Origin of the sequence: Enterobacter asburiae (assembly GCA_011754535.1) — a bacterium.
GTDB classification, from domain to species: Bacteria; Pseudomonadota; Gammaproteobacteria; order Enterobacterales; family Enterobacteriaceae; genus Enterobacter; species Enterobacter cloacae_N.
Window position 1 is genome coordinate 843,563 of sequence record JAAQVN010000001.1, and the last position, 25,244, is coordinate 868,806.

At 55.5% G+C, this 25,244-nt stretch carries 20 protein-coding genes; 11 read left to right on the forward strand and 9 right to left on the reverse strand.

The window, feature by feature from the left end; all coding sequences use genetic code 11:
* The first annotated feature begins 108 nt into the window (after positions 1–108).
* From aceE to lpdA, 3 genes are all read left to right on the forward strand, one after another.
* Entirely contained in the window at positions 109–2,772 is a 2,664-nt protein-coding gene (aceE, locus tag HBM95_03900) for a pyruvate dehydrogenase (acetyl-transferring), homodimeric type (GenBank protein NIH42084.1), read from the forward strand.
* 14 nt (positions 2,773–2,786) lie between these two features.
* Positions 2,787–4,682 carry a pyruvate dehydrogenase complex dihydrolipoyllysine-residue acetyltransferase gene (gene aceF / locus HBM95_03905; GenBank protein NIH42085.1) on the forward strand — a complete coding sequence of 632 codons (1,896 nt, stop codon included), beginning with the start codon at positions 2,787–2,789 and terminating at the stop codon, positions 4,680–4,682.
* A gap of 175 nt (positions 4,683–4,857) precedes the next feature.
* A complete protein-coding gene (gene lpdA, locus HBM95_03910) occupies positions 4,858–6,282 on the forward strand; it encodes a dihydrolipoyl dehydrogenase (GenBank protein ID NIH42086.1) in 1,425 nt (474 codons plus the stop codon).
* A 53-nt stretch (positions 6,283–6,335) separates the two neighbouring features.
* On the opposite strand, the gene HBM95_03915 is transcribed toward lpdA, so the two are convergent.
* Positions 6,336–7,127 (reverse strand): DUF2950 domain-containing protein, encoded by a 792-nt coding sequence (locus HBM95_03915; protein NIH42087.1) that lies wholly within the window; start codon positions 7,125–7,127, stop codon positions 6,336–6,338.
* Between the two features lie 10 nt (positions 7,128–7,137).
* Entirely contained in the window at positions 7,138–8,661 is a 1,524-nt protein-coding gene (locus HBM95_03920) for a DUF3300 domain-containing protein (GenBank protein ID NIH42088.1), read from the reverse strand.
* 684 nt (positions 8,662–9,345) lie between these two features.
* Between HBM95_03920 and acnB the strand changes: the two genes are divergently transcribed.
* Positions 9,346–11,943, forward strand: coding sequence for a bifunctional aconitate hydratase 2/2-methylisocitrate dehydratase (acnB, locus tag HBM95_03925; GenBank protein NIH42089.1), 2,598 nt, complete (start codon positions 9,346–9,348; stop codon positions 11,941–11,943).
* A gap of 190 nt (positions 11,944–12,133) precedes the next feature.
* Entirely contained in the window at positions 12,134–12,496 is a 363-nt protein-coding gene (locus tag HBM95_03930; protein NIH42090.1) for a YacL family protein, read from the forward strand.
* Positions 12,497–12,526: 30 nt separating this feature from the next.
* Here HBM95_03930 and speD read toward each other — a convergent pair whose 3' ends face one another.
* From speD to HBM95_03945, 3 genes are all read right to left on the reverse strand, one after another.
* A complete protein-coding gene (gene speD, locus HBM95_03935; protein NIH42091.1) occupies positions 12,527–13,321 on the reverse strand; it encodes an adenosylmethionine decarboxylase in 795 nt (264 codons plus the stop codon).
* Positions 13,322–14,191 (reverse strand): polyamine aminopropyltransferase, encoded by an 870-nt coding sequence (gene speE, locus HBM95_03940; GenBank protein NIH42092.1) that lies wholly within the window; start codon positions 14,189–14,191, stop codon positions 13,322–13,324.
* Between the two features lie 115 nt (positions 14,192–14,306).
* Entirely contained in the window at positions 14,307–14,654 is a 348-nt protein-coding gene (locus HBM95_03945; GenBank protein NIH42093.1) for a YacC family pilotin-like protein, read from the reverse strand.
* Between the two features lie 145 nt (positions 14,655–14,799).
* Here HBM95_03945 and cueO point away from each other — a divergent pair, with 145 nt between their 5' ends.
* Entirely contained in the window at positions 14,800–16,368 is a 1,569-nt protein-coding gene (gene cueO / locus HBM95_03950) for a multicopper oxidase CueO (GenBank protein ID NIH42094.1), read from the forward strand.
* Positions 16,369–16,452: 84 nt separating this feature from the next.
* Here cueO and HBM95_03955 read toward each other — a convergent pair whose 3' ends face one another.
* A complete protein-coding gene (locus tag HBM95_03955; GenBank protein ID NIH42095.1) occupies positions 16,453–18,843 on the reverse strand; it encodes a glucose/quinate/shikimate family membrane-bound PQQ-dependent dehydrogenase in 2,391 nt (796 codons plus the stop codon).
* A gap of 208 nt (positions 18,844–19,051) precedes the next feature.
* Here HBM95_03955 and hpt point away from each other — a divergent pair, with 208 nt between their 5' ends.
* Complete coding sequence (hpt, locus tag HBM95_03960; GenBank protein ID NIH42096.1) at positions 19,052–19,588, forward strand: hypoxanthine phosphoribosyltransferase; 537 nt, start codon at positions 19,052–19,054, stop codon at positions 19,586–19,588.
* Positions 19,589–19,653: 65 nt separating this feature from the next.
* Here hpt and can read toward each other — a convergent pair whose 3' ends face one another.
* A complete protein-coding gene (gene can / locus HBM95_03965; GenBank protein NIH42097.1) occupies positions 19,654–20,316 on the reverse strand; it encodes a carbonate dehydratase in 663 nt (220 codons plus the stop codon).
* 107 nt (positions 20,317–20,423) lie between these two features.
* Here can and HBM95_03970 point away from each other — a divergent pair, with 107 nt between their 5' ends.
* From HBM95_03970 to HBM95_03985, 4 genes are all read left to right on the forward strand, one after another.
* Positions 20,424–21,350 (forward strand): ABC transporter ATP-binding protein, encoded by a 927-nt coding sequence (locus HBM95_03970; GenBank protein ID NIH42098.1) that lies wholly within the window; start codon positions 20,424–20,426, stop codon positions 21,348–21,350.
* Positions 21,347–22,117 carry an ABC transporter permease gene (locus HBM95_03975; GenBank protein NIH42099.1) on the forward strand — a complete coding sequence of 257 codons (771 nt, stop codon included), beginning with the start codon at positions 21,347–21,349 and terminating at the stop codon, positions 22,115–22,117. The genes HBM95_03970 and HBM95_03975 overlap by 4 nt, the downstream gene beginning before the upstream one ends.
* 104 nt (positions 22,118–22,221) lie before the next feature.
* Entirely contained in the window at positions 22,222–22,662 is a 441-nt protein-coding gene (locus tag HBM95_03980) for a PTS sugar transporter subunit IIA (protein NIH42100.1), read from the forward strand.
* A 63-nt stretch (positions 22,663–22,725) separates the two neighbouring features.
* A complete protein-coding gene (locus HBM95_03985) occupies positions 22,726–23,973 on the forward strand; it encodes a polysaccharide deacetylase family protein (GenBank protein ID NIH42101.1) in 1,248 nt (415 codons plus the stop codon).
* Between the two features lie 3 nt (positions 23,974–23,976).
* Here HBM95_03985 and panD read toward each other — a convergent pair whose 3' ends face one another.
* Together panD and panC are read right to left on the reverse strand one after the other, a co-directional pair.
* Complete coding sequence (gene panD / locus HBM95_03990; protein ID NIH42102.1) at positions 23,977–24,357, reverse strand: aspartate 1-decarboxylase; 381 nt, start codon at positions 24,355–24,357, stop codon at positions 23,977–23,979.
* A 32-nt stretch (positions 24,358–24,389) separates the two neighbouring features.
* Complete coding sequence (gene panC / locus HBM95_03995) at positions 24,390–25,241, reverse strand: pantoate--beta-alanine ligase (GenBank protein ID NIH42103.1); 852 nt, start codon at positions 25,239–25,241, stop codon at positions 24,390–24,392.
* Positions 25,242–25,244 lie beyond the last annotated feature (3 nt).

The following is a 25,244-nucleotide window of genomic DNA, read 5'->3' on the forward strand; positions in this document are numbered from 1 at the left end:
AGAGCGCGGCAACTAAACGCAGAACCTGTCTTATTGTGTTTTCTGACGAAAATACAATGGGACAGGTTCCAGACAAATCAACGTATTAGATAGATAAGGAATACCCCCATGTCAGAACGTCTCCAAAATGACGTGGATCCGATCGAAACTCGCGACTGGCTACAGGCGATCGAATCGGTCATCCGTGAAGAAGGTGTTGAGCGCGCTCAGTATCTGATTGATCAGCTGCTTTCTGAAGCCCGCAAAGGCGGCGTGAAGGTTGCTTCAGGTGCAGGGGCTAGCAACTACGTAAACACGATTGCCGTTGAAGACGAACCGGAATACCCGGGCAATCTGGATCTGGAACGTCGTATCCGTTCTGCAATCCGCTGGAACGCCATCATGACCGTTCTGCGCGCGTCCAAGAAAGACCTGGAGCTGGGTGGCCACATGGCGTCCTTCCAGTCTTCTGCAACCGTTTACGAAGTGTGCTTCAACCACTTCTTCCGTGCAGCGAACGAGAAAGACGGCGGCGATCTGGTGTACTTCCAGGGCCACATCTCTCCGGGCATCTATGCACGTGCATTCCTGGAAGGTCGTCTGACCGAAGAGCAGATGAACAACTTCCGTCAGGAAGTTCACGGTAAAGGTCTGTCTTCTTATCCGCACCCTAAACTGATGCCTGAATTCTGGCAGTTCCCTACCGTATCTATGGGTCTGGGTCCAATCGGTGCGATCTACCAGGCGAAATTCCTGAAGTATCTGGAACACCGTGGTCTGAAAGACACCTCCGAGCAGACCGTTTACGCCTTCCTGGGCGACGGCGAAATGGATGAGCCAGAATCCAAAGGTGCGATCACCATCGCAACCCGTGAGAAGCTGGACAACCTGTGCTTCATCATCAACTGTAACCTGCAGCGTCTGGATGGTCCGGTAACCGGTAACGGCAAGATCATCAACGAACTGGAAGGCATCTTCGCAGGTGCTGGCTGGAACGTGATTAAAGTGATGTGGGGTTCCCGTTGGGACGAACTGCTGCGTAAAGACACCAGCGGTAAACTGATCCAACTGATGAACGAAACCGTTGACGGTGACTATCAGACCTTCAAATCCAAAGACGGTGCCTACGTGCGTGAGCACTTCTTCGGCAAATATCCAGAAACCGCAGCCCTGGTTGCAGACTGGACTGATGAGCAGATCTGGGCCCTGAACCGCGGTGGTCACGATCCGAAGAAAATCTACGCTGCACTGAAAAAAGCGCGCGAAACCAAAGGTAAAGCGACTGTAATCCTGGCCCACACCATTAAAGGTTACGGCATGGGTGATACCGCAGAAGGTAAAAACATCGCTCACCAGGTTAAGAAAATGAACATGGACGGCGTGCGTTATATCCGCGACCGTTTCAACGTTCCAGTGACCGATGAGCAGGTAGAAAACCTGTCTTACATCACTTTCCCGGAAGGTTCAGAAGAGCACAAGTACCTGCACGAACGTCGTCAGGCGCTGAAAGGCTACCTGCCTGCTCGTCAGCCTAACTTCACCGAGAAGCTGGAACTGCCGGCGCTGGAAGACTTCTCTCAGCTGCTGGAAGAGCAGAACAAAGAGATCTCTACCACCATCGCTTTCGTTCGTGCCCTGAACGTGATGCTGAAGAACAAGTCGATCAAAGATCGTCTGGTTCCAATCATCGCCGACGAAGCGCGTACTTTCGGTATGGAAGGTCTGTTCCGTCAGATCGGTATCTACAGCCCGAACGGCCAGCAGTACACCCCGCAGGACCGTGAGCAGGTTGCTTACTACAAAGAAGACGAGAAAGGTCAGATCCTGCAGGAAGGTATCAACGAGCTGGGCGCAGGCGCATCCTGGCTGGCTGCTGCGACCTCTTACAGCACCAACAACCTGCCGATGATCCCGTTCTACATTTACTACTCCATGTTCGGGTTCCAGCGCATCGGTGACCTGTGCTGGCAGGCAGGCGACCAGCAGGCTCGCGGCTTCCTGATCGGTGGTACTTCCGGTCGTACGACCCTGAACGGTGAAGGTCTGCAGCACGAAGATGGCCACAGCCACATTCAGTCTCTGACTATCCCTAACTGTATCTCTTACGATCCGTCTTACGCGTACGAAGTGGCAGTCATCATGCATGACGGTCTGCAGCGCATGTACGGTGAAGCGCAAGAGAACATTTACTACTACATCACCACCCTGAACGAAAACTACCACATGCCGGCAATGCCAGCAGGTGCCGAGGAAGGTATCCGTAAAGGTATCTATAAACTCGAAACCATCGAAGGTAGCAAAGGTAAAGTTCAGCTGCTGGGCTCCGGCTCTATCCTGCGTCACGTGCGTGAAGCAGCGCAGATCCTGGCGAAAGACTACGGCGTGGGTTCCGACGTGTACTCTGTAACTTCCTTCACTGAACTGGCGCGTGATGGCCAGGATTGTGAGCGCTGGAACATGCTGCACCCAATGGAAACCCCACGCGTTCCGTACATCGCTCAGGTGATGAACGACGCGCCAGCGGTGGCATCTACTGACTACATGAAACTGTTCGCTGAGCAGGTTCGTACTTACGTTCCGGCTGATGATTATCGCGTACTGGGTACTGACGGCTTCGGTCGTTCTGACAGCCGCGAAAACCTGCGTCACCACTTCGAAGTTGATGCTTCTTACGTGGTTGTAGCAGCACTGGGCGAACTGGCTAAACGTGGCGAAATCGATAAGAAAGTGGTTGCGGACGCAATTACCAAATTCAACATCGATGCAGAAAAAGTTAACCCGCGTCTGGCGTAAGAGGTAAAAGAATAATGGCTATCGAAATCAATGTACCGGACATCGGGGCTGATGAAGTTGAAATCACCGAGATCCTGGTCAAAGTTGGCGACAAAGTTGAAGCTGAACAGTCGCTGATCACCGTAGAAGGCGACAAAGCCTCTATGGAAGTCCCGTCTCCTCAGGCTGGCATCGTTAAAGAGATCAAAGTCTCTGTTGGCGATAAAACCGAGACCGGCAAACTGATCATGATTTTCGATTCCGCCGACGGTGCAGCAGCTGCTGCACCTGCGCAGGAAGAGAAGAAAGCCGCTCCGGCCGCAGCTGCTCCAGCAGCTGCCGCGAGCGCGAAAGAAGTCAATGTGCCTGACATCGGCGGCGACGAAGTTGAAGTCACTGAAATCCTGGTGAAAGTGGGCGACACCGTTGCGGCCGAGCAGTCACTGATCACCGTAGAAGGCGACAAAGCCTCTATGGAAGTGCCAGCGCCGTTCGCCGGTACCGTTAAAGAGATCAAGATCAACACCGGTGATAAAGTGTCTACCGGCTCCCTGATTATGGTCTTCGAAGTGGCGGGTGCTGCACCTGCCGCCGCGCCTGCACAGGCCGCTGCTCCGGCTCCGGCTGCTGCACCAGCGGCTGCTGGCGGCGCGAAAGACGTTAACGTACCGGACATCGGCGGTGACGAAGTTGAAGTGACCGAAGTGATGGTAAAAGTGGGCGACAAAGTTGCCGCTGAACAGTCACTGATCACCGTTGAAGGCGACAAGGCTTCTATGGAAGTCCCTGCGCCGTTCGCCGGTACCGTTAAAGAGATCAAAATCAGCACCGGCGACAAAGTGTCTACCGGCTCTCTGATCATGGTCTTCGAAGTGGAAGGCGCTGCGCCTGCCGCAGCTCCAGCTGCCGCGGCTGCTCCAGCACCGGCTGCTGCACCGGCTCAGGCTGCTAAACCCGCTGCTGCGCCTGCTGCTAAAGCAGAAAAATCTGAGTTCGCTGAAAACGACGCGTACGTCCACGCTACCCCGCTGATTCGTCGCCTGGCGCGCGAGTTCGGCGTGAACCTGGCGAAAGTGAAAGGAACCGGCCGTAAGGGTCGTATCCTGCGCGAAGACGTGCAGACCTACGTGAAAGACGCGGTGAAACGCGCCGAAGCTGCACCAGCTGCAGCCGCTGGCGGCGGTATCCCGGGCATGCTGCCATGGCCGAAAGTGGACTTCAGCAAGTTCGGAGAAATCGAAGAAGTGGAGCTGGGCCGCATTCAGAAAATCTCTGGTGCGAACCTGAGCCGTAACTGGGTGATGATCCCGCACGTTACGCACTTCGACAAAACCGATATCACCGATCTGGAAGCGTTCCGTAAACAGCAGAACGCCGAAGCTGAGAAGCGTAAGCTGGACGTGAAATTCACCCCAGTGGTCTTCATCATGAAAGCCGTTGCCGCTGCCCTTGAGCAGATGCCACGCTTCAACAGCTCCCTGTCCGAAGACGGTCAGAAGCTGACGCTGAAGAAATACATCAACATCGGTGTTGCGGTTGATACGCCAAATGGTCTGGTTGTTCCGGTCTTCAAAGACGTGAACAAGAAGAGCATTACTGAGCTGTCCCGTGAACTGACCACCATCTCCAAAAAAGCGCGTGATGGTAAGCTGACTGCCGGCGAAATGCAGGGCGGCTGCTTCACTATCTCCAGCATCGGCGGCCTGGGTACCACCCACTTCGCGCCGATTGTTAACGCGCCGGAAGTGGCTATCCTCGGTGTGTCCAAGTCCGCGATGGAGCCGGTGTGGAACGGCAAAGAGTTCGTACCGCGTCTGATGATGCCAATCTCTCTGTCCTTCGACCACCGCGTGATCGACGGTGCTGATGGTGCACGTTTCATCACCATCATCAACAACACCCTGAGCGACATTCGCCGCCTGGTGATGTAATCGAAAAGCCGGCCGCTCGGCCGGCTTTTTTCTGATAACCTCATGGGGTTTATGAGGTTATGGGTGAAAGCGATAATTCGTGAGCCGTTTGTTGTTTCAAAATTGTTAACAATTTTGTAAAATACGGGCGGATAGAACGACCCGGTGGACGACGGGTATAAATTAAGAGGTCATGATGAGCACAGAAATCAAAACTCAGGTCGTAGTACTTGGGGCAGGCCCAGCAGGTTACTCCGCAGCATTCCGCGCAGCGGATTTAGGTCTGGAAACCGTCATCGTAGAACGTTACAGCACCCTCGGCGGTGTTTGTCTGAACGTCGGCTGTATCCCTTCTAAAGCGCTGCTGCACGTAGCGAAAGTTATCGAAGAAGCCAAAGCGCTGGCTGAACACGGTATCGTCTTCGGCGAGCCGAAAACTGATATCGACAAAATTCGTACCTGGAAAGAGAAAGTTATCACTCAGCTGACCGGCGGTCTGGCGGGTATGGCCAAAGGCCGTAAGGTGAAAGTGGTAAACGGTCTGGGTAAATTCACCGGTGCGAACACCCTGGAAGTTGAAGGCGAAAACGGCAAAACCGTGATCAACTTCGACAACGCGATCATCGCGGCAGGCTCTCGCCCAATTGAACTGCCATTCATTCCGCATGAAGATCCACGCGTGTGGGATTCCACTGATGCTCTGGAGCTGAAAACCGTTCCTAAGCGCCTGCTGGTCATGGGCGGCGGTATCATCGGTCTGGAAATGGGTACCGTGTACCATGCGCTGGGTTCAGACATTGACGTGGTTGAAATGTTCGACCAGGTTATCCCGGCTGCCGACAAAGACATCGTTAAAGTCTTCACCAAACGCATCAGCAAGAAATTCAACCTGATGCTGGAAACCAAAGTGACTGCCGTTGAAGCGAAAGAAGACGGTATTTACGTTTCCATGGAAGGCAAAAAAGCTCCATCCGAACCACAGCGTTACGACGCCGTGCTGGTGGCTATCGGTCGTGTGCCGAACGGTAAAAACCTCGATGCGGGCAAAGCTGGCGTGGAAGTGGACGACCGTGGCTTCATCCGCGTTGACAAGCAGCTGCGCACTAACGTGCCGCACATCTTTGCTATCGGCGATATCGTCGGTCAGCCAATGCTGGCGCACAAAGGTGTTCACGAAGGTCACGTTGCCGCTGAAGTTATCGCCGGCATGAAGCACTACTTCGATCCGAAAGTCATCCCATCTATCGCGTACACCGAGCCAGAAGTTGCATGGGTTGGTCTGACTGAGAAAGAAGCGAAAGAGAAAGGCATCAGCTACGAAACCGCCACCTTCCCGTGGGCTGCTTCTGGCCGTGCTATCGCGTCCGACTGTGCTGACGGTATGACCAAACTGATCTTCGACAAAGAGACTCACCGCGTGATCGGTGGTGCGATTGTCGGCACCAACGGCGGCGAGCTGCTGGGTGAAATCGGTCTGGCTATTGAAATGGGCTGCGATGCGGAAGACATCGCGCTGACCATCCACGCTCACCCAACTCTGCACGAGTCCGTGGGCCTGGCGGCTGAAGTGTTTGAAGGCAGCATCACCGACCTGCCAAACGCGAAAGCGAAGAAGAAATAAGTTTCTTCAGATGAAAAAAAGCGGCCAATGGCCGCTTTTTTTATGCGCTGTGTTTAGGGTGCCACCGGCTGCCAGGTTTTATCAGGGCTGTAGGCGGCTAGCGCACGGGCTTTCTGCTCTGAATCACTGCCGAGATCGGACTGGTACACCTTGTCGTCCTGGTTAATCACAAAGCTCATTACGCCCGTCTGACCATAGCTGACCGGCCAGGCCACCATCGCAAAACCGTGATTATCCGGCAGGATGCGGAAGCGATAGCCGTGGTAACCCGCACCCGGCTCTTTCGGACTGAACGCCGGGCCAAGCGGGCTCGGCGTTTCTCCGGGCGAGACGGGCCAGTACAGACCGTCCTTTTTCCCTTCAGAGCTGACAATCTTCTGCGCGTATTTCTGGTTCATCGCAAAATAGCTCTGCTGGGCATCTACGTAGGCATGCAGGGCTTCGATGGCGGCGAGCTCGTTACGCCCAATTTCGCGGGTCAGGATCTCCTCGGCCCCTTCTTTGATGTCAAACTGCCAGCCGGAGGCGGTTTTGATCACCGGGATGGGAAGCTGCCAGCCGCTATTTCCGACCACAAGATGCGCCGTATCCCCTTCGACAACGGTGTTATGACGGACGTTCCAGTCGCGCAGGAAGCGATCGACCGCATCCGGATCAACGCCTTCAGGCGGCAGAAAATCGCGCCAGTTTTCGCCGAGCAGATTGTTCATCGCACTTTCGTTTTGCTCGCTGATGGCGCTTGCCAGCGCATTGGTTGCCTGTTCTGGCGAACTGAAGGATTGCTGCGCCATAACGGTCGCCGAAGCCATGAACAATACTATTCCACTGAGTAATTTACTTTTCATGTCGGCTCCCTTAACGATGACGGAATTCACGGCGTTCTACACGTTCGCCAGAAACCTGGCGCGATTGCTGTTGGCGAGCAGCGAGCTGCCGACTCTGTGCACCTCGCTGCTGCTGCGCCTGCCAGTTGGCGGAGCGGCTGTCGTTGCCGCTCAGCGCATTGGCACGATGCAGTCTGGCTGGCTGCTGTAGCGTCTGTGAAGCCCGCTTCTCCTGTCTGTGCACGGCAGTCTGGTGATTTTCACGCTGCGGTGTACTCGCGCGTTTTACGGTCTGCGGCCTGGCGTCATACCCACGATAGTTATTGCGCTGCGAAATCTGCGCTAACTGCTGCGTCGAGGCCAGACGCTGAGCATCCCGCGTGCCGGTGCGCGGGAAGGTTTTTCCAGTTGATTTTTCCATCTGGCTGAGCGCGGCCTGGCGCTGGCTGTCGCGATTAACCGACTTTTGCTGCGTTGCGCTTAGCCCTGTGGCTGTATTTGTGGAGTGGAAACGGTTAGCCAACTGATTATTCGGGTAGGGAACGCCCTCACGATAGGCCGGATTGTGCTGCCATGTGCGGTTGATATCGGTGAGATGCTGCCCGCTGATTCTGTTGAAATTATCAACGTTAATATTGATGTTGTTATCACCGTTGTGGTTATAGCCGCCGTGATTCTCCCAGTCGTCGTGGTGATGATCCCAGTCATCGTCATCATCCCAGTCGATATTGCTGAAGATGGCGTAGGTTGTTGCGACCCCGAGACTGAAACCCAAACCTTTGACCAGGCTGTCGGTGAATTGCTCGCCGGGGGAGGGCGGGAGATACACCGGCGGGTAAGTGGTGTTGGGCCATGTACCGTAAACCGTATTCGGGTTATAGGTGGGAACGTAAACCACCTGCGGATCGGCGGATTCAATTTTAATGACCGTCGGATTGCTGGTTGTTTCCGTTGCCGTTGTTGATGTTGTTTTTGCCGGTGCGGGCTTCGTGACGGTGGTGACCGTCTGCTGCGGCGTGGATTGCAGCACACCCGCTTGTTGCGCCAGCAGGCGCAACCGTTGCACCGAATCCATCACGTCTTTCGGCTGCGCGAGAAACGCATCCCCCAGATTTTGTACCCACGGCGGATTTTCACCCATTAGCGACATCAGCTGAGGAAACGCGACCAGCGATTTCACGCTGGGATCCCACGGCTGATTGGCCACCGCCTGAATGGCGGCATCACCCTGCATTTTAGGATTGTCCTTTGACCACTGCGCCGCCTGGATAACGTTAGACGGATAGGTTGACGCCATTAAAATCTGCGACAGCAGGGCATCCGGATAGAGCGCAATGGGGGCAACCCACTGGTCGATTTGCGCGGCAGTGTAGGTTGGCGCGACAACCGGAGCAGGCTGGGCTGCGGCAGGCGCCGGTGCAGCTGGCTGTTGTGCGACGGGGGCAGGCGCAGCGGGCTCCGTTGCGCGGCCTTTGACAAACATCACGCCCGAGGCGGCAAACAGCCCGGCACTGCACAGAAGGACGAGCAGGTGAGGCTTAAAAGGCAACTTCATAAAATGACTCCGATGAGACAAGCGCTGTGCCGTGAGGCGTTACGGTTGGCGTGAGTATCAATTACACGTCTTTTACTTTTTTGACTTTTATTGGGAAGCGTTCGGTGTGTCCGGATAAAGAGTGTGAGTATTTATTACGCAATTATATGCGATGCGGGAAAAACCGGAGGGAATTCAGAAGGCCGCTCTTGCGAGCGGCCAGCAGCTAGTTCATGGCCCGGTGACTGGTTGCTACACCAGCGAAGCAGGCCGGGGGCAACAGTATTACAGCCGAAATGGACTGAAAATAGGTGAAATGCAGTTTCATCCTTTTTCATTCGAAACTGGATGGCAGCTCGTAAACATAAAATATGTGCTTGCGGATCTGCATACTCAGGAACATTATTCATGCCGAGTGCATTGCCGCAAATCTGCCAGCCCGGTGTGCTACCACCGCAAGGCAACAAAATAACCGCTACCAGGCGGTTTTTTTGTACCCAAAATTCATCTCGACCCCCCGCTACACCATGCTTAACGATTCAGCAAATTTTTTAATGTTGCTTTTTTGTAAACGGATTAACACTGTGCAGAAATCCTGCTATGCTGCCCGACGCGGTATCGGGCATTTACCCTACAAACTGCTGTCTCACAGGAGCGTGAAGAGAACGCCCGCCGCATATGACAATGAGAGCGAGGAGAACCGTCGTGCTAGAAGAATACCGTAAGCACGTAGCAGAACGTGCCGCCGAGGGAATTGTACCCAAACCTTTAGATGCAACCCAAATGGCCGCGCTCGTCGAGCTGCTGAAGAACCCGCCTGAGGGCGAAGAAGAATTCCTGTTAGATCTGCTGATCAACCGCGTACCGCCTGGCGTAGATGAAGCTGCCTACGTAAAAGCCGGATTCCTTGCTGCTATCGCCAAAGGCGAAGCCACCTCCCCACTGGTTACTCCTGAAAAAGCCATTGAACTGCTCGGCACCATGCAGGGTGGTTACAACATTCATCCGCTGATTGACGCGCTGGATAACGACAAGCTGGCACCGATTGCCGCTAAAGCGCTCTCTTCCACGCTGCTGATGTTCGATAACTTCTACGACGTAGAAGAAAAAGCCAAAGCGGGCAACGTCTATGCGAAGCAGGTGATGCAGTCCTGGGCTGATGCCGAATGGTTCCTGAACCGTCCTGCGCTCGCTGAAAAAATCACCGTGACCGTCTTTAAAGTGACCGGTGAAACCAACACCGATGACCTCTCTCCGGCGCCGGACGCGTGGTCTCGCCCGGATATTCCTCTGCACGCCCTGGCGATGCTGAAAAACGCCCGTGAAGGCATTGAGCCGGATCAGCCAGGCGTTGTTGGCCCGATCAAACAGATCGAAGCGCTTCAGAAGAAAGGTTTCCCGCTGGCCTATGTCGGTGACGTTGTCGGTACCGGCTCTTCCCGTAAGTCCGCCACCAACTCCGTGCTGTGGTTCATGGGCGACGACATTCCGCACGTGCCAAACAAGCGCGGCGGCGGCCTGTGCCTCGGCGGCAAAATTGCGCCAATCTTCTTCAACACCATGGAAGATGCGGGCGCGCTGCCGATCGAAGTGGATGTGAGCAACCTGAACATGGGCGACGTGATTGACGTCTATCCGTTCAAAGGCGAAGTGCGTAACCACGAGACCAACGAGCTGCTGGCAAGCTTCGAGCTGAAAACTGACGTGCTGATTGACGAGGTGCGCGCCGGTGGCCGTATCCCGCTGATCATTGGTCGTGGCCTGACCACCAAAGCGCGTGAAGCGCTGGGTCTGCCGCACTCGGACGTTTTCCGCCACGCGAAAGACGTTGCGGAAAGCAACCGCGGCTTCTCGCTGGCACAGAAAATGGTGGGTCGCGCGTGCGGCGTTGCCGGTATCCGTCCTGGCGCGTACTGCGAGCCGAAGATGACCTCCGTGGGCTCTCAGGACACCACGGGCCCAATGACCCGTGATGAACTGAAAGACCTGGCGTGCCTGGGCTTCTCTTCTGACCTGGTAATGCAGTCATTCTGCCACACGGCGGCCTATCCGAAGCCGGTTGACGTAACCACGCACCACACGCTGCCTGACTTCATCATGAACCGCGGCGGCGTTTCTCTGCGTCCGGGTGACGGCGTGATTCACTCCTGGCTGAACCGCATGCTTCTGCCGGATACCGTCGGTACCGGCGGTGACTCCCACACCCGTTTCCCAATCGGTATCTCCTTCCCGGCGGGCTCCGGTCTGGTGGCGTTTGCTGCGGCGACCGGCGTAATGCCGCTGGACATGCCTGAGTCGGTGCTGGTGCGCTTCAAAGGTAAAATGCAGCCGGGCATCACCCTGCGCGACCTGGTTCACGCGATCCCGCTGTATGCGATTAAACAGGGCCTGCTGACCGTTGAGAAGAAAGGGAAGAAAAACATCTTCTCCGGCCGTATCCTGGAAATTGAAGGTCTGCCGGATCTGAAAGTGGAGCAGGCGTTCGAGCTGACCGATGCCTCCGCAGAGCGTTCTGCGGCGGGCTGTACCATCAAGCTGAACAAAGAGCCGATTGTTGAGTATCTGACCTCCAACATCGTGCTGCTGAAGTGGATGATTGCGGAAGGCTACGGCGACCGTCGTACGCTGGAGCGTCGTATTCAGGGCATGGAAAAATGGCTGGCGGATCCGCAGCTGCTGGAAGCCGACGCTGACGCAGAATACGCGGCGGTGATCGACATCGATCTGGCGGATATCAAAGAGCCAATCCTGTGTGCACCGAACGATCCGGACGACGCACGTCCGCTGTCTGAGGTTCAGGGCGAGAAGATCGACGAAGTGTTCATCGGCTCCTGCATGACCAACATCGGCCACTTCCGTGCTGCCGGTAAGCTGCTGGATACCCACAAAGGCCAGTTGCCGACCCGTCTGTGGGTGGCTCCGCCAACCCGTATGGATGCGGCGCAGCTGACCGAAGAGGGCTACTACAGCGTGTTTGGTAAGAGCGGCGCGCGTATCGAAATCCCTGGCTGTTCCCTGTGTATGGGTAACCAGGCGCGCGTGGCCGACGGTGCGACGGTGGTCTCCACCTCAACCCGTAACTTCCCGAACCGTTTAGGTACCGGTGCGAACGTCTACCTGGCCTCTGCGGAGCTGGCGGCGGTTGCGGCGCTGATTGGCAAACTGCCAACGCCGGAAGAGTACCAGACCTTTGTGGCTCAGGTGGATAAGACGGCGGTGGATACCTACCGCTATCTGAACTTCGACCAGCTCTCTCAGTACACCGAGAAGGCCGACGGGGTTATCTTCCAGACAGCAGTATAAACAGCAAAACCGTCTCTACGAGACGGTTTTTAGTGTTTGCACCCTCTCCCGTGGGAGAGGGACGGGGTGAGGGCATCAGGCCGCAAGATCTTGCTCTCACCTTTTTATTTTCATTCCTCCCACCTCTCCCGCTTTTTTTCTTCCCCTCTGCTGCGATAATTACCCTAATGGCTTTGCAGAGGAAAATGCTATGGATTACGAATTTCTGCGCGACATCACCGGCGTGGTGAAAGTGCGTATGTCGATGGGGCACGAAGCCGTTGGACACTGGTTTAACGAAGAGGTGAAAGAGAACCTCGCGCTGCTGGATGAAGTCGAACAGGCGGCGAAGACGGTAAAAGGCAGTGAACGCTCCTGGCAACGCGCCGGACATGAATACACGCTGTGGATGGATGGCGAAGAGGTGATGGTGCGCGCTAACCAGCTCGAGTTTTCAGGTGACGAGATGGAAGAGGGGATGAGCTACTACGACGAAGAGAGCCTGTCGCTGTGCGGCGTGGAAGACTTCCTGCAGGTCGTGAATGCCTACCGTGAGTTCATGAAACAGAAGTAACTCCCGAAGCGTCCCTGCTCCGGGCAACACTTACACGGCCGGAATATTGCGGCCGTAGTAGATTTCGCGCATCTCTTTCCAGAGCAGGTCGGTGATGACCTTGCGCTCTTCTTCGCTTAAATCTTCCGGCTTTGTGTGGAACATGTAGTGCTTAAGGTCGAACTCCTTAAGCAACATTTTGGTATGGAAGATGTTTTCCTGGTACACGTTCACGTCCATCATGTCGTACAGCGATTTCATGTCCTCGGACATAAAGTTCTGAATGGAGTTGATCTCGTGGTCGATGAAGTGCTTCATGCCGTTGATATCGCGGGTGAAACCGCGCACGCGATAATCAATCGTGACGATGTCCGATTCCAGCTGGTGGATTAAATAGTTCAGCGCGTTCAGCGGGGAAATCACGCCGCAGGTCGACACCTCAATATCCGCGCGGAACGTGCACAGCCCGCCTTCCGGGTGGCTTTCCGGGTAGGTGTGCACGCAGATATGGCTTTTGTCCAGATGGGCGACGACCACTTCCGGCAGCGGGCCCGGGTGTTCAGTTTTGTCGATAAGCTTTGGGTCGACCGGCTCTTCGCTGACCAGAATGGTCACGCTGGCACCCTGAGGTTCATAATCCTGTCGGGCGATATTCAGGATGTTCGCACCGATGATCGAGCAGGTTTCTGACAGGATCTCGGTCAGACGGTTGGCGTTGTAGAGTTCGTCGATATAGGCGATGTAACCATCGCGTTCTTCCGCTGTTTTGGCATAGCAGATATCGTAAATACAAAAACTCAGGCTTTTGGTCAGGTTGTTAAAGCCATGCAGTTTAAGCTTTTTCAATTAGCTCACCCCCTTAGTGGATAATGCGTCTTGCAGGTACTGCGGCAGAGCAAACGCTGCGGTATGAATGGCCGGGTTGTAGTACCGACACGTGAGACCGGCCTGATGGAAGCGGGCCTGAATAATTTCGGTGGAGAGATGGCGCAGCACGTCGTTATCCGTCGCCCAGGCAAAGGTCATGATCCCGCCGTAGTACGTCGGAATGGCCGCCTGATAGAAGCTGACGTCGCCGAAATAGGTGCTCAGCTTACGATGGCTGTCGAGGGCTTCATCCTGCTGCAGGAAGCAGACGCCATTTTGCGCGACGAAGATACCGCCAGGGTTCAGGCAGCGCTTGCAGCCTTCGTAGAACGAGGAGGTAAACAGCGACGCGCCGGGGCCGATGGGGTCGGTACAGTCGGAGATAATGACGTCGAAGGTCTGCGTGGTCTGGTTAACGAAGTTAACGCCGTCGTCAATGACCAGATTAAAACGCGGGTCGTCATAGCTGCCAGCATTGTGGTTGGGCAGATACTGACGGCAAAACGAGACCACGCCTGCATCGATCTCCACCATGGTGATGGTTTCAATGGACCGATGACGGGAAACCTCGCGCAGCATTGCGCCGTCGCCGCCGCCGATAATCAGGACATGCTTCGCGTGACCGTGGGCCAGCAGCGGAACGTGGGTCATCATTTCATGATAGATAAACTCGTCGCGCTCGGTCGTTTGCACGACGCCGTCCAGCGCCATCACGCGGCCAAAGGCGGCATTTTCGAAAATGATGAGATCCTGGTGATCGGTTTTCTCATGATAGAGCACGTTATCAACGGCAAAGTACTGACCAAACTGGTCATGCAGTGTTTCATGCCACAACGTGTGGTCGGCCATACGCGGACTCCTCCTTTGTTAACTTCCGTAACGCTCATAAAAAATGAGCGAAACATGATAGCTAACTATAACCGTGGTTGCACGGTTATAGGTTCAACAGGGGGCGTTGGGAAGGTTATTTCACGTAGGCGAGCAGGCTGAGCGAATCGCGAGCCAGCGCTTTGCATTTTTTAGCCGTGGGAATGCCAATACCGCTCAAGTCGCGGTAGCTGTCTTCACCGAGCGCCTTCATGTCAAAGCTGTCGTAGTTGCTGAGATCCCACTGGTTTTGCTGGGCGAAAAAGACCAGCGCGCGGCGAATTTGCCCGTTGGGTAAATTCTGGTAGCCACAATCATTTTTCAGGAATACAAAAACCGCCGTTAAATCGGCCATATCTTCCGCTTCATTTTCACTGAGCGCATAGCTGTTCGCACACATTGCCATCAGGCTTCCGAACAAAATTGTCCTGAAAAACGTCTTCATTGCTTCTACCACTTCTTCACGGAAAATTAACGTTAGCATACTTGATGCCAGTGCGACGATCTTTATTATTGCCGCTTTACTTGACCTTCCGGTAAGGGGAGGGTTTATGCTCAAAAGATCGCCTGCTGGAAATAAGGAAATGAACATGCAACGTCGTGATTTTTTAAAATATTCCGCTGTGCTGGGGGCTGCCAGCGCATTACCACTCTGGAGCCGCGCGGTTTTTGCGGCTGACAGGCCTGCCTTACCCATCCCTGACTTACTGACCGCTGACGCCCGCAGCCGTATCCAGCTTGTTGTTCAGGCCGGTAAAACGACGTTCGGCGAGAACAACGCTACGACGTGGGGCTATAACGGCAATTTGCTCGGTCCGGCGCTTCAGTTACGTAAAGGGAAGGCGGTGACGGTGGATATCCACAATACGCTCGCTGAAGAGACCACTCTACACTGGCATGGGCTCGAAGTCCCGGGCGAAGTAGACGGTGGACCGCAGGGGGTTATCAAGGCCGGTGGCAAACGTAGCGTCACCTTTACGCCAGACCAGCGCGCGGCGACCTGCTGGTTCCACCCGCATCAGCATGGAAAAACGGGCCATCAGGTAGCGATGGGGCTGGCGGGGCTGGTGCTGATTGAAGACGACGATAGCCGCCTGCTGCGCCTGCCGAAACAGTGGGGCATCGACGACGTGCCGGTGATTGTGCAGGACAAAAAATTCACCGCGGACGGCCAGATTGACTATCAGCTGGACGTGATGAGCGCGGCGGTCGGCTGGTTCGGCGATACGCTGCTGGCCAACGGCGCGATCTATCCGCAGCATGCCGCGCCGAAAGGCTGGCTGCGTTTACGTCTGCTTAACGGCTGTAACGCGCGTTCGCTGAATTTTGCTGCCAGCGATAAGCGCCCGCTGTATGTCGTGGCGAGCGACGGCGGCCTGCTGCCGGAGCCGGTGAAGGTGAGCGAGCTGCCGATGCTCATGGGCGAACGCTTCGAAGTGCTGGTGGACATCAGCAACGGCAAGCCGTTCGACCTGGTAACGCTGCCGGTCAGCCAGATGGGGATGGCGGTTGCGCCGTTTGATAAACCGCATCCGGTGCTGCGCATTCAGCCGCTACAGGTCACGGCCTCTGGTACGCTGCCGGACACCTTAGCCACGCTGCCTGCTCTCCCGTCGTTGGATGGCCTTACGCGGCGCAAGCTTCAGCTTGCCATGGATCCGATGCTGGACATGATGGGCATGCAGGCGCTGATGAAGAAGTATGGCAATCAGGCGATGGCGGGGATGCACCACGGGCAGATGATGGGCCATATGAATATGGATCACGGCAAAATGGGCGGCATGGGGAACATGGATCACGGTGGTCACGGGTTCGATTTCCACAACGCCAACACGATCAACGGCAAAGCGTTCGACATGAACGCGCCGATGTTTGCTGCCACTAAAGGTCAGTTTGAGCGCTGGGTGATTTCAGGCGAAGGCGACATGATGCTGCACCCGTTCCACATCCACGGTACCCAGTTCCGCATTCTTTCTGAGAACGGCAAAGCGCCGGATGCGCATCGCGCAGGCTGGAAAGATACGGTGAGAGTAGAAGGCGGCGTCAGCGAGGTGCTGGTGAAGTTTGACCACGACGCGCCTAAAGAGTTTGCCTATATGGCCCACTGTCATCTGCTGGAGCACGAAGATACGGGGATGATGCTGGGGTTCACGGTTTAAAGCAGAGCGGCCTGATGCCCTCACCCTCTCCCACGGGGAGAGGGAACAAACACAAAAACGGCAACCGAAGTTGCCGTTTTGCTTTTATTTGCCTTCGTCCGGCAATGCGTACGCGACAATATAATCGCCCATCTTCGTGCCAAACGAGCCGTGACCACCCGCAGAGATGACAACGTACTGCTTGCCATTCACTTCATAGGTCATCGGCGTTGCCTGTCCACCGGCCGGCAGACGGCCCTGCCACAGTTTTTCACCGTTGGTCATGTTGTACGCGCGCAGATAGTTATCTGCGGTTGCCGCGATGAACAGCACGTTACCGGCGGTGGAGATAGGGCCACCCAGCATTGGCATACCCATATTGAACGGCACCGGAACCGGCATCGGGAACGGCATGCTGTCCTGTGGCGTACCAATACGTTTTTTCCAGACGATCTGGTTGGTTTTCAGATCCAGACCGGAGATGTAACCCCAGGCCGGCTGTTTACACGGCAGACCAAACGGAGACAGGAACGGGTTCAGGGTCACGCCAAACGGCACGCCATACTGCGGCTGAATACCGGCTTCGGTACCGCTGCCTTTCGCGTCTTTCGGCTGCTCCATCGGATTGCCCGGACCGCGTGGGATCAGACGAGAAACGAACGGCAGCGCCATTGGGTTGGCAATCGCCACCTGACGGTTCGGGTCAACGGAGATACCGCCCCACTCGAACATCCCCAGGTTACCCGGGAAGACCAGCGTGCCCTGCTCCGACGGCGGCGTGAAGATGCCTTCATAGCGCAGCTGATGGAACATCACGCGACACACCAGCTGGTCAAACATGGTGGCACCCCACATGTCTGCACCGCTGAGGTCTTTCTTCGGACGGAAGCTCAGGTCAGAGAACGGCTGGGTTTTGCTGACGTAGTCGCCTTTTGCGGCACCCTGTGGAACCGGTTTTTCCGGTGCCGGCACAACCAGCTTACCGTTGCTGCGATCCAGGACGAAGATGTTGCCCGTCTTGGCCGGAGCGTAAATGACCGGCACGGTTTTGCCGTTTACGGTAATGTCGGCCAGCGTCGGCTGGGACGGCATATCCATATCCCACAGATCGTGGTGAACGGTCTGGTAGCTCCACGCCAGCTTACCGGTGGTCGCGTTCAGCGCCACGATAGCGCTCGCATAACGTTCCTGCTCCGGCGTACGGTTACCGCCCCAGATATCCGGCGTGGTCACGCCCATTGGCAGATAGACCAGGTCCAGCTTCGCGTCATACGCGGCTGGCGCCCAGGAGTTTGGCGAGTTGAAGGTAAAGGTGTGCTCGTCCGACGGGATCGCGTTTGGATCTTTCGCGCCCGGGTCGAAGGCCCACAGCAGTTTACCGGTGTTCACGTCGAAACCGCGGATAACGCCGGAGGTTTCACGCGTGGAGAAGTTATCCGTTACCGAACCGGCAATCACGATGGTTTTATCGGTGATGATTGGCGGCGAGGTTGGCTCATACAGACCCGGCGTAGTGTCCGGCATGTTGGTCTGCAGATTCAGGATGCCTTTGTTGGCAAAGGTTTCACACAGCTTGCCCGTTTCTGCGTTGATGGCGAACAGACGGCCATCGTTCACCGGCAGCATAATGCGGCGCGGGCAGTCGGCAATCACTTCCGGGCTGGCATTATCGGCACGCGCTTCGTGGTAAGAAACGCCACGGCAGGTGACATGCTGGAAGGACGGGTTGGAGTTCAGCTGCGGATCGAAGTGCCATTTCTCTTTACCGGTGGCCGCGTCGAGCGCAAACAGACGCTGGTGCGCCGTACACAGGTAGAGCATGTTGCCCACTTTAATCGGGGTCACTTCATTGGTCAGTTCGCCCGGATCGTTTGGCATCTTCAGGTCGCCGGTACGGAATACCCAGGCTTCCTTCAGGTTTTTAACGTTGTCCGTGTTGATCTGCTTCAGCGGGGAGTAGCGTTGACCTTCCTGGTTACGACCATAGGCCGGCCAGTCGCCGTCCGCCACCTGAGAGATAGCTGCCGCAGGCGTGGATTCCGCGTTCAGCGTGCCGTGGATCTCCTGTGGGTCGTTAAAACCTGCCCATGTCAGGATGCCGCCGCTGATTAACAGCGCTACCACCAGCGCCGCAACGGCACCGCTGGAAGGGACAATCAGACGACGCCAGACAAACGGCAGGATCAGCCAGATACCGAAGAAGACCAGGATGTCGCTGCGCGGGGTCAGCGCCCAGAAGTCGAAGCCGACTTCCCAGACGCCCCAGATCATCGTGGCGAGGAGCAGTGCGGCATAGAGCCACAGTGCGGATTGTTTTCTACGCCAGAGCAGGACGGTTACGCCAAGCATAACCAGGCCCGCAATCGGGTAGTACCAGGAGCCGCCGATCGCGACCAGCCAGACGCCACCGATTAACAGGTACAGGCCGCAGAAGGCGGCGAATAGCGCTGTTAGTGTCACCAGTAGACGCGGCTGTTTAGAGTTTGTTTCAGCCATAGAAAGTGTACTCGTCAGTTTTTGTTAATAATTTGCTAGCAACTAATTATAGGTATTAACAAGTGTGATCGGAATCACAATATTTGCTTTTTATAACTCATGCGCCAGGGTTATCCATTTGCTGGTATAATGGCTGGCTTGCGTATCGATGCCGGAAATACATTCACCTGCATTGAGAGATTTTCATTAAAATCATATGGTTAGTAATATGAAACATACTGTTGAAGTGATGATCCCGGAAGCCGAGATCAAAGCGCGTATCGCCGAACTGGGTCGTCAAATCACCGAACATTACAAGGACAGCGGCAGCGAAATGGTGCTGGTGGGCCTGTTGCGTGGCTCTTTCATGTTCATGGCAGACCTGTGCCGTGAAGTGCAGGTGCCGCACGAGGTCGATTTTATGACCGCCTCCAGCTACGGCAGCGGCATGTCCACAACCCGTGATGTGAAAATCCTGAAAGATCTGGATGAAGATATTCGTGGCAAAGATGTGTTGATCGTTGAAGACATTATTGACTCCGGCAACACGCTGTCAAAAGTGCGCGAGATCCTGAGCCTGCGTGAGCCAAAATCTCTGGCGATTTGTACTTTGCTGGATAAACCTGACCGCCGTGAAGTGCAGGTGCCGGTGGAGTTTGTCGGTTTCTCGATTCCGGACGAATTCGTCGTCGGTTACGGCATTGACTACGCGCAGCGTTATCGTCATCTGCCGTATGTCGGGAAAGTGGTATTGCTGGACGAGTAATAGCGGGCTGATGCCCTCATCCCAGCCCTCTCCCACGGGGAGAGGGTGAAAACCCCCGGCTTTGTTTATTTATGGTTCACATGCTTAAGCTTGAGGTTGGCAATCCCCGAACGGTAGCGCTGCTCCAGCGTTTCGCGGTTAGTGGCGGTGACTTCCAGATTGCGCAGCAGCCCATCGTGAATACCGTACGCCCAGCCGTGGATTGAAACCTTCTGCCCGCGTTTCCACGCCGACTGCATGATGGTCGAATGCCCAAGGTTATATACCTGCTCCATCACGTTGAGCTCGCACAGGGTGTCCATGCGTCGCTCCTGCGGCATTTCGCCGAGCAGTGAACTATGTTTGAACCAGATATCGCGGATGTGCAGCAGCCAGTTATCAATCAACCCCAGTTCCGGATTTTCAACCGCCGCCTGCACGCCGCCGCAGCCGTAGTGGCCGCAAATAATGATGTGCTCGACTTCCAGAACGTCAACGGCATACTGAACCACGGAAAGACAGTTGAGATCGGTATGAATCACCAGGTTGGCGACGTTGCGGTGAACAAACAGTTCGCCGGGCTCAAGGCCGGTCAGGCGTTCCGCAGGTACGCGGCTGTCTGAACAGCCAATCCAGAGAAAGCGCGGGTTTTGGGCTTGCGCCAGTTTTCCAAAAAATCCGGGGTCTTCCTCCACCAGCATTTTTGACCATAGTGCATTGTTGCTAATGAGTGTATCTATGTCGTTCATGGAGGTTAGCGACCTGTAACCAAGTAATTGCGTTGCGCTACTATAGGGTAACCCGACTTTTAATGAAACCACACAACGTGTGTAAGAACTGAAGGTAAGTTAAATTCATGGCAATTGCACTGGAGCTTGAGCAGCTTAAAAAAACCTATCCGGGTGGCGTTCAGGCGCTACGCGGGATAGATCTAAAAGTAGAGGCCGGTGATTTTTACGCGCTTCTGGGGCCGAACGGGGCGGGGAAATCCACCACCATCGGGATCATCAGTTCGCTGGTGAACAAAACCTCCGGCCGCGTCAGCGTGTTCGGATACGATCTGCAAAAAGATGTGGTGAACGCCAAGCGTCAGCTGGGGCTGGTACCGCAGGAGTTTAACTTCAACCCGTTTGAGACGGTGCAGCAGATTGTCGTTAACCAGGCGGGTTATTACGGCGTTGAGCGTAAAGAGGCGCTGGAGCGCAGCGAAAAATACCTCAGGCAGCTCGATCTCTGGGAAAAACGTAGCGAGCGTGCGCGGATGTTGTCCGGCGGGATGAAGCGCCGCCTGATGATTGCCCGTGCGCTGATGCACGAGCCAAAGCTGCTGATCCTCGATGAACCGACTGCGGGTGTCGATATCGAACTTCGTCGTTCCATGTGGGGCTTCCTGAAAGATCTCAACGACAAGGGCACTACCATCATTCTGACCACCCACTATCTGGAAGAGGCTGAAATGCTGTGCCGCAACATCGGCATCATTCAGCACGGCGAGCTGGTGGAAAACACCTCGATGAAGGATCTGCTCTCCAAGCTGAAATCAGAAACCTTTATTCTCGATCTGGCGGCAAAAAGCCCGCTACCGAAGCTTGAAGGGTACCAGTATCGCCTGGTAGATACCTCGACGCTGGAAGTGGAAGTGCTGCGCGAGCAGGGGATCAACAGCGTGTTCTCCCAGTTGAGCGCGCAGGGGATTCAGGTATTAAGTATGCGTAATAAAGCGAACCGACTGGAAGAGCTGTTTGTCTCTCTGGTGCAGGATAAACAAGGAGACAAGGCATGACGCATCTTTACTGGGTCGCGCTGAAGAGCATCTGGGCGAAAGAGATTAACCGCTTTATGCGTATCTGGGTGCAAACCCTGGTGCCGCCGGTCATCACTATGACGCTCTATTTCATTATCTTTGGTAACCTGATTGGCTCCCGCATTGGTGAAATGCACGGCTTTACCTACATGCAGTTTATCGTGCCGGGTCTGATCATGATGGCGGTGATCACCAACGCCTACGCCAACGTGGCGTCGTCGTTCTTTAGCGCCAAATTCCAGCGCAACATTGAAGAACTGCTGGTGGCACCGGTGCCGACGCACGTCATCATCGCCGGTTACGTGGGTGGCGGCGTGGCGCGCGGGCTGTGCGTGGGGATCCTGGTCACGGCGATTTCGCTGTTCTTCGTCCCGTTCCAGGTACACTCGTGGCTGTTTGTCGCGCTCACGCTGCTCCTGACGGCGATCCTGTTTTCGCTGGCCGGTCTGCTGAACGCGGTATTCGCCAAAACGTTTGACGACATCAGCCTGATCCCGACCTTCGTGCTGACGCCGCTGACCTATCTCGGCGGGGTGTTCTACTCCCTGACGCTGCTGCCACCGTTCTGGCAGGCGCTGTCGCACCTGAACCCGATTGTCTACATGATCAGCGGTTTCCGCTTTGGCTTCCTCGGCATTACCGATGTGCCGCTGTTTACCACGGTGGCGGTGCTGGTGGTGTTCATCATCGCCTTCTACCTGCTGTGCTGGTATCTGATCCAGCGTGGGCGCGGTCTGCGCAGTTAGCCTCCTGCCCGGCGACGTTCTGGTTGCCGGGCACTTTCTTTGACAGTTATCACCGTAAGCAAACCTTCACTTCGCTAAACTACTTGCCTGCTAAGGAGAGAGTTATGCTGGGATGGGTTATTACCTGCCACGATGAACAGGCGCAGGAAATGCTGGACAAGCTTGAGGCCAGATTTGGCCCGCTGGCGCAATGCCGGGCGGTAAATTACTGGCGCGGGTTGAGCACCAACATGCTCAGCCGGATGATGTGCGATGCCCTGCATGAAACGGACACCGGTGATGGGGTCATTTTTCTTACCGATAAATCCGGGGCCGCGCCTTACCGGGCCGCGGCGTTACTGAGCCACAAGCATGATAACTGTGAAGTGATCTCCGGTATCAGCCTGCCTTTACTCGAAACCGTGTATCCGCTTCGTGCCTCATTAAGCAGCGCCGAGTTTCGTCACGCCATCGTGGCAGAGGGGCTGCCGGAAGTGAGCAGCCTGTGGCACCAGCAGCAGAAGAACCCGCCTTTCGTTCTGCTTCACGATCTGTATAAGCATTAAACATTGGTATTGATGTCGCTTTTGCTACAATGGCGACTGATTTCCTGTGTCGATTAATATCCTATGTTCATGCGCGTTATCTTTCTCCTTTTGCTGCTGGTTTCCGGCGGGGCGTCTGCCAGCCTGATAAGCCAGCAAGGGCTTCCTGCTCAATATATGCAAACCACTGAGGATGCGGCCATCTGGGCCCAGGTGGGGAACGAGGTGGTTAACGTAGGCAATATTCGCGCCGGGCAGATCCTCGCGGTCTTTCCCGCTGCGGCGGATTATTATGAATTTCGCTTCGGATTCGGCACGGGGTTTATCGATAAAGATCACCTTGAGAAAGTGCAGGGCAAACAGCGCGTTGAGGACAGCTTGGGCGATCTGAACAAGCCGCTCAGTAACCAGAACCTCATCACCTGGAAAGATACGCCCGTCTATAACGCGCCCAGCAGCGGAAGTGCGCCTTTTGGCACCCTTAGCGCCAACCTGCGTTATCCCATTCTGAACAAACTTAAAGACCGTCTGAATCAGACCTGGTTTCAGATCCGCATTGGCAATCGTCTGGCGTGGATCAGCAGCCTGGATGCGCAGGAAGATAACGGCATTCCGGTTCTGACCTACCACCATATTCTGCGAGATGAGGAGAACACCCGTTTTCGTCATACTTCCACGACCACCAGCGTACGCGCGTTCAGCAACCAGATGACCTGGCTTCGCGACCAGGGGTACACCACGCTGACGATGTACCAGCTGGAGGGCTACGTGCGTAACAGGATGAACCTGCCAGCAAAGGCGGTGGTGATTACCTTTGACGACGGCCTGAAGTCGGTGAGCCGCTACGCGTATCCGGTTCTGAAACAATATGGCTTCAACGCGACGGCGTTTATCATTTCCTCACGAATTAAAGGCCATCCGCAGAAGTGGGACCCGAAATCGCTGCAGTTTATGAGCGTTCAGGAAATTAAGGGCATTCAGGACGTGTTCGATATTCAGTCTCATACTCACTTCCTGCATCGCGTCGACGGGTATAAACACCCGATCTTGCTGAGCCGCAGCTATCACGTGATCCTGTTTGATTTTGAACGTTCTCGTCGCGCGCTGTCGCAGTTTAATCCGCGCGTGCTGTACCTTTCCTATCCGTTTGGTGGCTACGACAATAAAGCGATCAAGGCGGCGAACGACGCCGGTTTTCATCTGGCTGTGACCACAGTGAAAGGGAAGGTGAAGCCGGGGGATAATCCGTTCTTGCTGAAGCGTTTGTATATATTAAGAACGGATTCTCTGGAGACCATGTCGCGGCTGATCAGCAATCAGCCGCAGGGTTAACGATCAGGCAACCTGAACAGGAATCGCCTTCGCGGTACGCTTCATGTCGTTGTCGCCTTCAAAATAGGCCACTTTTGGCTGCCAGCGGCGCGCTTCTTCGTCAGACATCATCACGAAGCTGGCGATGATCACGATATCGCCCACGTCCGCGCAGTGCGCTGCCGCGCCGTTAACGGAGATGATTTTGGAGCCGCGCTCGGCGGCAATGGCGTAGGTGGAGAAGCGTTTGCCGTTGTTCACGTTCCAGATATCAATCGCTTCGTTTTCAAGAATACCCGCCGCGTCGAGGAAATCCTGGTCAATGGCGCAGGAGCCTTCATAGTGCAGGTCGGCCTGGGTGACTTTCACACGGTGAAGCTTACCTTGCAGCATTTTGCGAATCATTACGTTTACCTTTAATTATCCAGGGTGAAGAACTACGCCAGCTCAACCACTTTATTGTCGATAAGGCGTGCCTGGCCGAGCCATGCCGCCACCAGAATTACCGCGCGTTTGCTGGTCTGCGTCAGTTCAAGCAGGGTATCAGCATCGCGGATTTGAATATCATCAGCGCGGAAGCCTTTGTCGTTCAGCGCCTGCTCTGCAAGGGCGACGATCTCTTCTGCGGCCAGCTCTTTCGCCAGCAGCTGTTCCGCCATGGTGTTCATGACTTTGCTCAAGCCCGGTGCGATCTTACGCTGGTCAGCGGTCAGGTAGCCGTTGCGCGAGCTGAGCGCCAGACCGTCTTTCGCACGCACAATCGGCACCCCGACAATCTCAATATCGTATCCCATATCGGCGACCATCTTGCGGATCAGCGCCAGCTGCTGGAAATCTTTCTCACCGAAGCAGGCAACGTCCGGCTGCACCAGGTTGAACAGCTTGCTGACGATGGTGGAGACGCCGCGGAAGTGTCCAGGGCGGCTGGCGCCTTCCAGCATGGTGGAAATGCCGGGGACATCAACGTACGTCGCCTCGTCGGTACCCTGCGGGTAGATATCTGCCGGGGCCGGTGAGAAGACGATGTCTGCGTGGCGCTTTTTAAGCTTCTCGCAATCTTCCTGCAGGGTGCGCGGATAGCGTGCCAGGTCATCGGCGCGGTCAAACTGCATTGGGTTAACGAAGATACTGACCACCACGATATCTGCGCGGGCTTTTGCTTCGTCCACCAGCTTCATGTGGCCGTCATGCAGGTTGCCCATGGTTGGGACCAGTGCGATACGTTTACCTTCCTGACGCGCGCGACGAATATGCTGGCGAAGCAGCGGCAGGGTTTCAATGATTAGCACAAC

Excerpts from the sequence above, each read along its gene's own strand:
- aceE (NIH42084.1), top strand. The coding sequence starts at position 109 with ATGTCAGAACGTCTCCAAAATGACGTGGATCCGATCGAAACTCGCGAC.
- aceF (NIH42085.1), top strand. The coding sequence starts at position 2,787 with ATGGCTATCGAAATCAATGTACCGGACATCGGGGCTGATGAAGTTGAA.
- lpdA (NIH42086.1), top strand. The coding sequence starts at position 4,858 with ATGAGCACAGAAATCAAAACTCAGGTCGTAGTACTTGGGGCAGGCCCA.
- HBM95_03915 (NIH42087.1), bottom strand. The coding sequence starts at position 7,127 with ATGAAAAGTAAATTACTCAGTGGAATAGTATTGTTCATGGCTTCGGCG.
- HBM95_03920 (NIH42088.1), bottom strand. The coding sequence starts at position 8,661 with ATGAAGTTGCCTTTTAAGCCTCACCTGCTCGTCCTTCTGTGCAGTGCC.
- HBM95_03930 (NIH42090.1), top strand. The coding sequence starts at position 12,134 with ATGGATTACGAATTTCTGCGCGACATCACCGGCGTGGTGAAAGTGCGT.
- speE (NIH42092.1), bottom strand. The coding sequence starts at position 14,191 with ATGGCCGACCACACGTTGTGGCATGAAACACTGCATGACCAGTTTGGT.
- HBM95_03945 (NIH42093.1), bottom strand. The coding sequence starts at position 14,654 with ATGAAGACGTTTTTCAGGACAATTTTGTTCGGAAGCCTGATGGCAATG.
- cueO (NIH42094.1), top strand. The coding sequence starts at position 14,800 with ATGCAACGTCGTGATTTTTTAAAATATTCCGCTGTGCTGGGGGCTGCC.
- HBM95_03955 (NIH42095.1), bottom strand. The coding sequence starts at position 18,843 with ATGGCTGAAACAAACTCTAAACAGCCGCGTCTACTGGTGACACTAACA.
- hpt (NIH42096.1), top strand. The coding sequence starts at position 19,052 with ATGAAACATACTGTTGAAGTGATGATCCCGGAAGCCGAGATCAAAGCG.
- can (NIH42097.1), bottom strand. The coding sequence starts at position 20,316 with ATGAACGACATAGATACACTCATTAGCAACAATGCACTATGGTCAAAA.
- HBM95_03970 (NIH42098.1), top strand. The coding sequence starts at position 20,424 with ATGGCAATTGCACTGGAGCTTGAGCAGCTTAAAAAAACCTATCCGGGT.
- HBM95_03975 (NIH42099.1), top strand. The coding sequence starts at position 21,347 with ATGACGCATCTTTACTGGGTCGCGCTGAAGAGCATCTGGGCGAAAGAG.
- HBM95_03980 (NIH42100.1), top strand. The coding sequence starts at position 22,222 with ATGCTGGGATGGGTTATTACCTGCCACGATGAACAGGCGCAGGAAATG.
- HBM95_03985 (NIH42101.1), top strand. The coding sequence starts at position 22,726 with ATGTTCATGCGCGTTATCTTTCTCCTTTTGCTGCTGGTTTCCGGCGGG.
- panD (NIH42102.1), bottom strand. The coding sequence starts at position 24,357 with ATGATTCGCAAAATGCTGCAAGGTAAGCTTCACCGTGTGAAAGTCACC.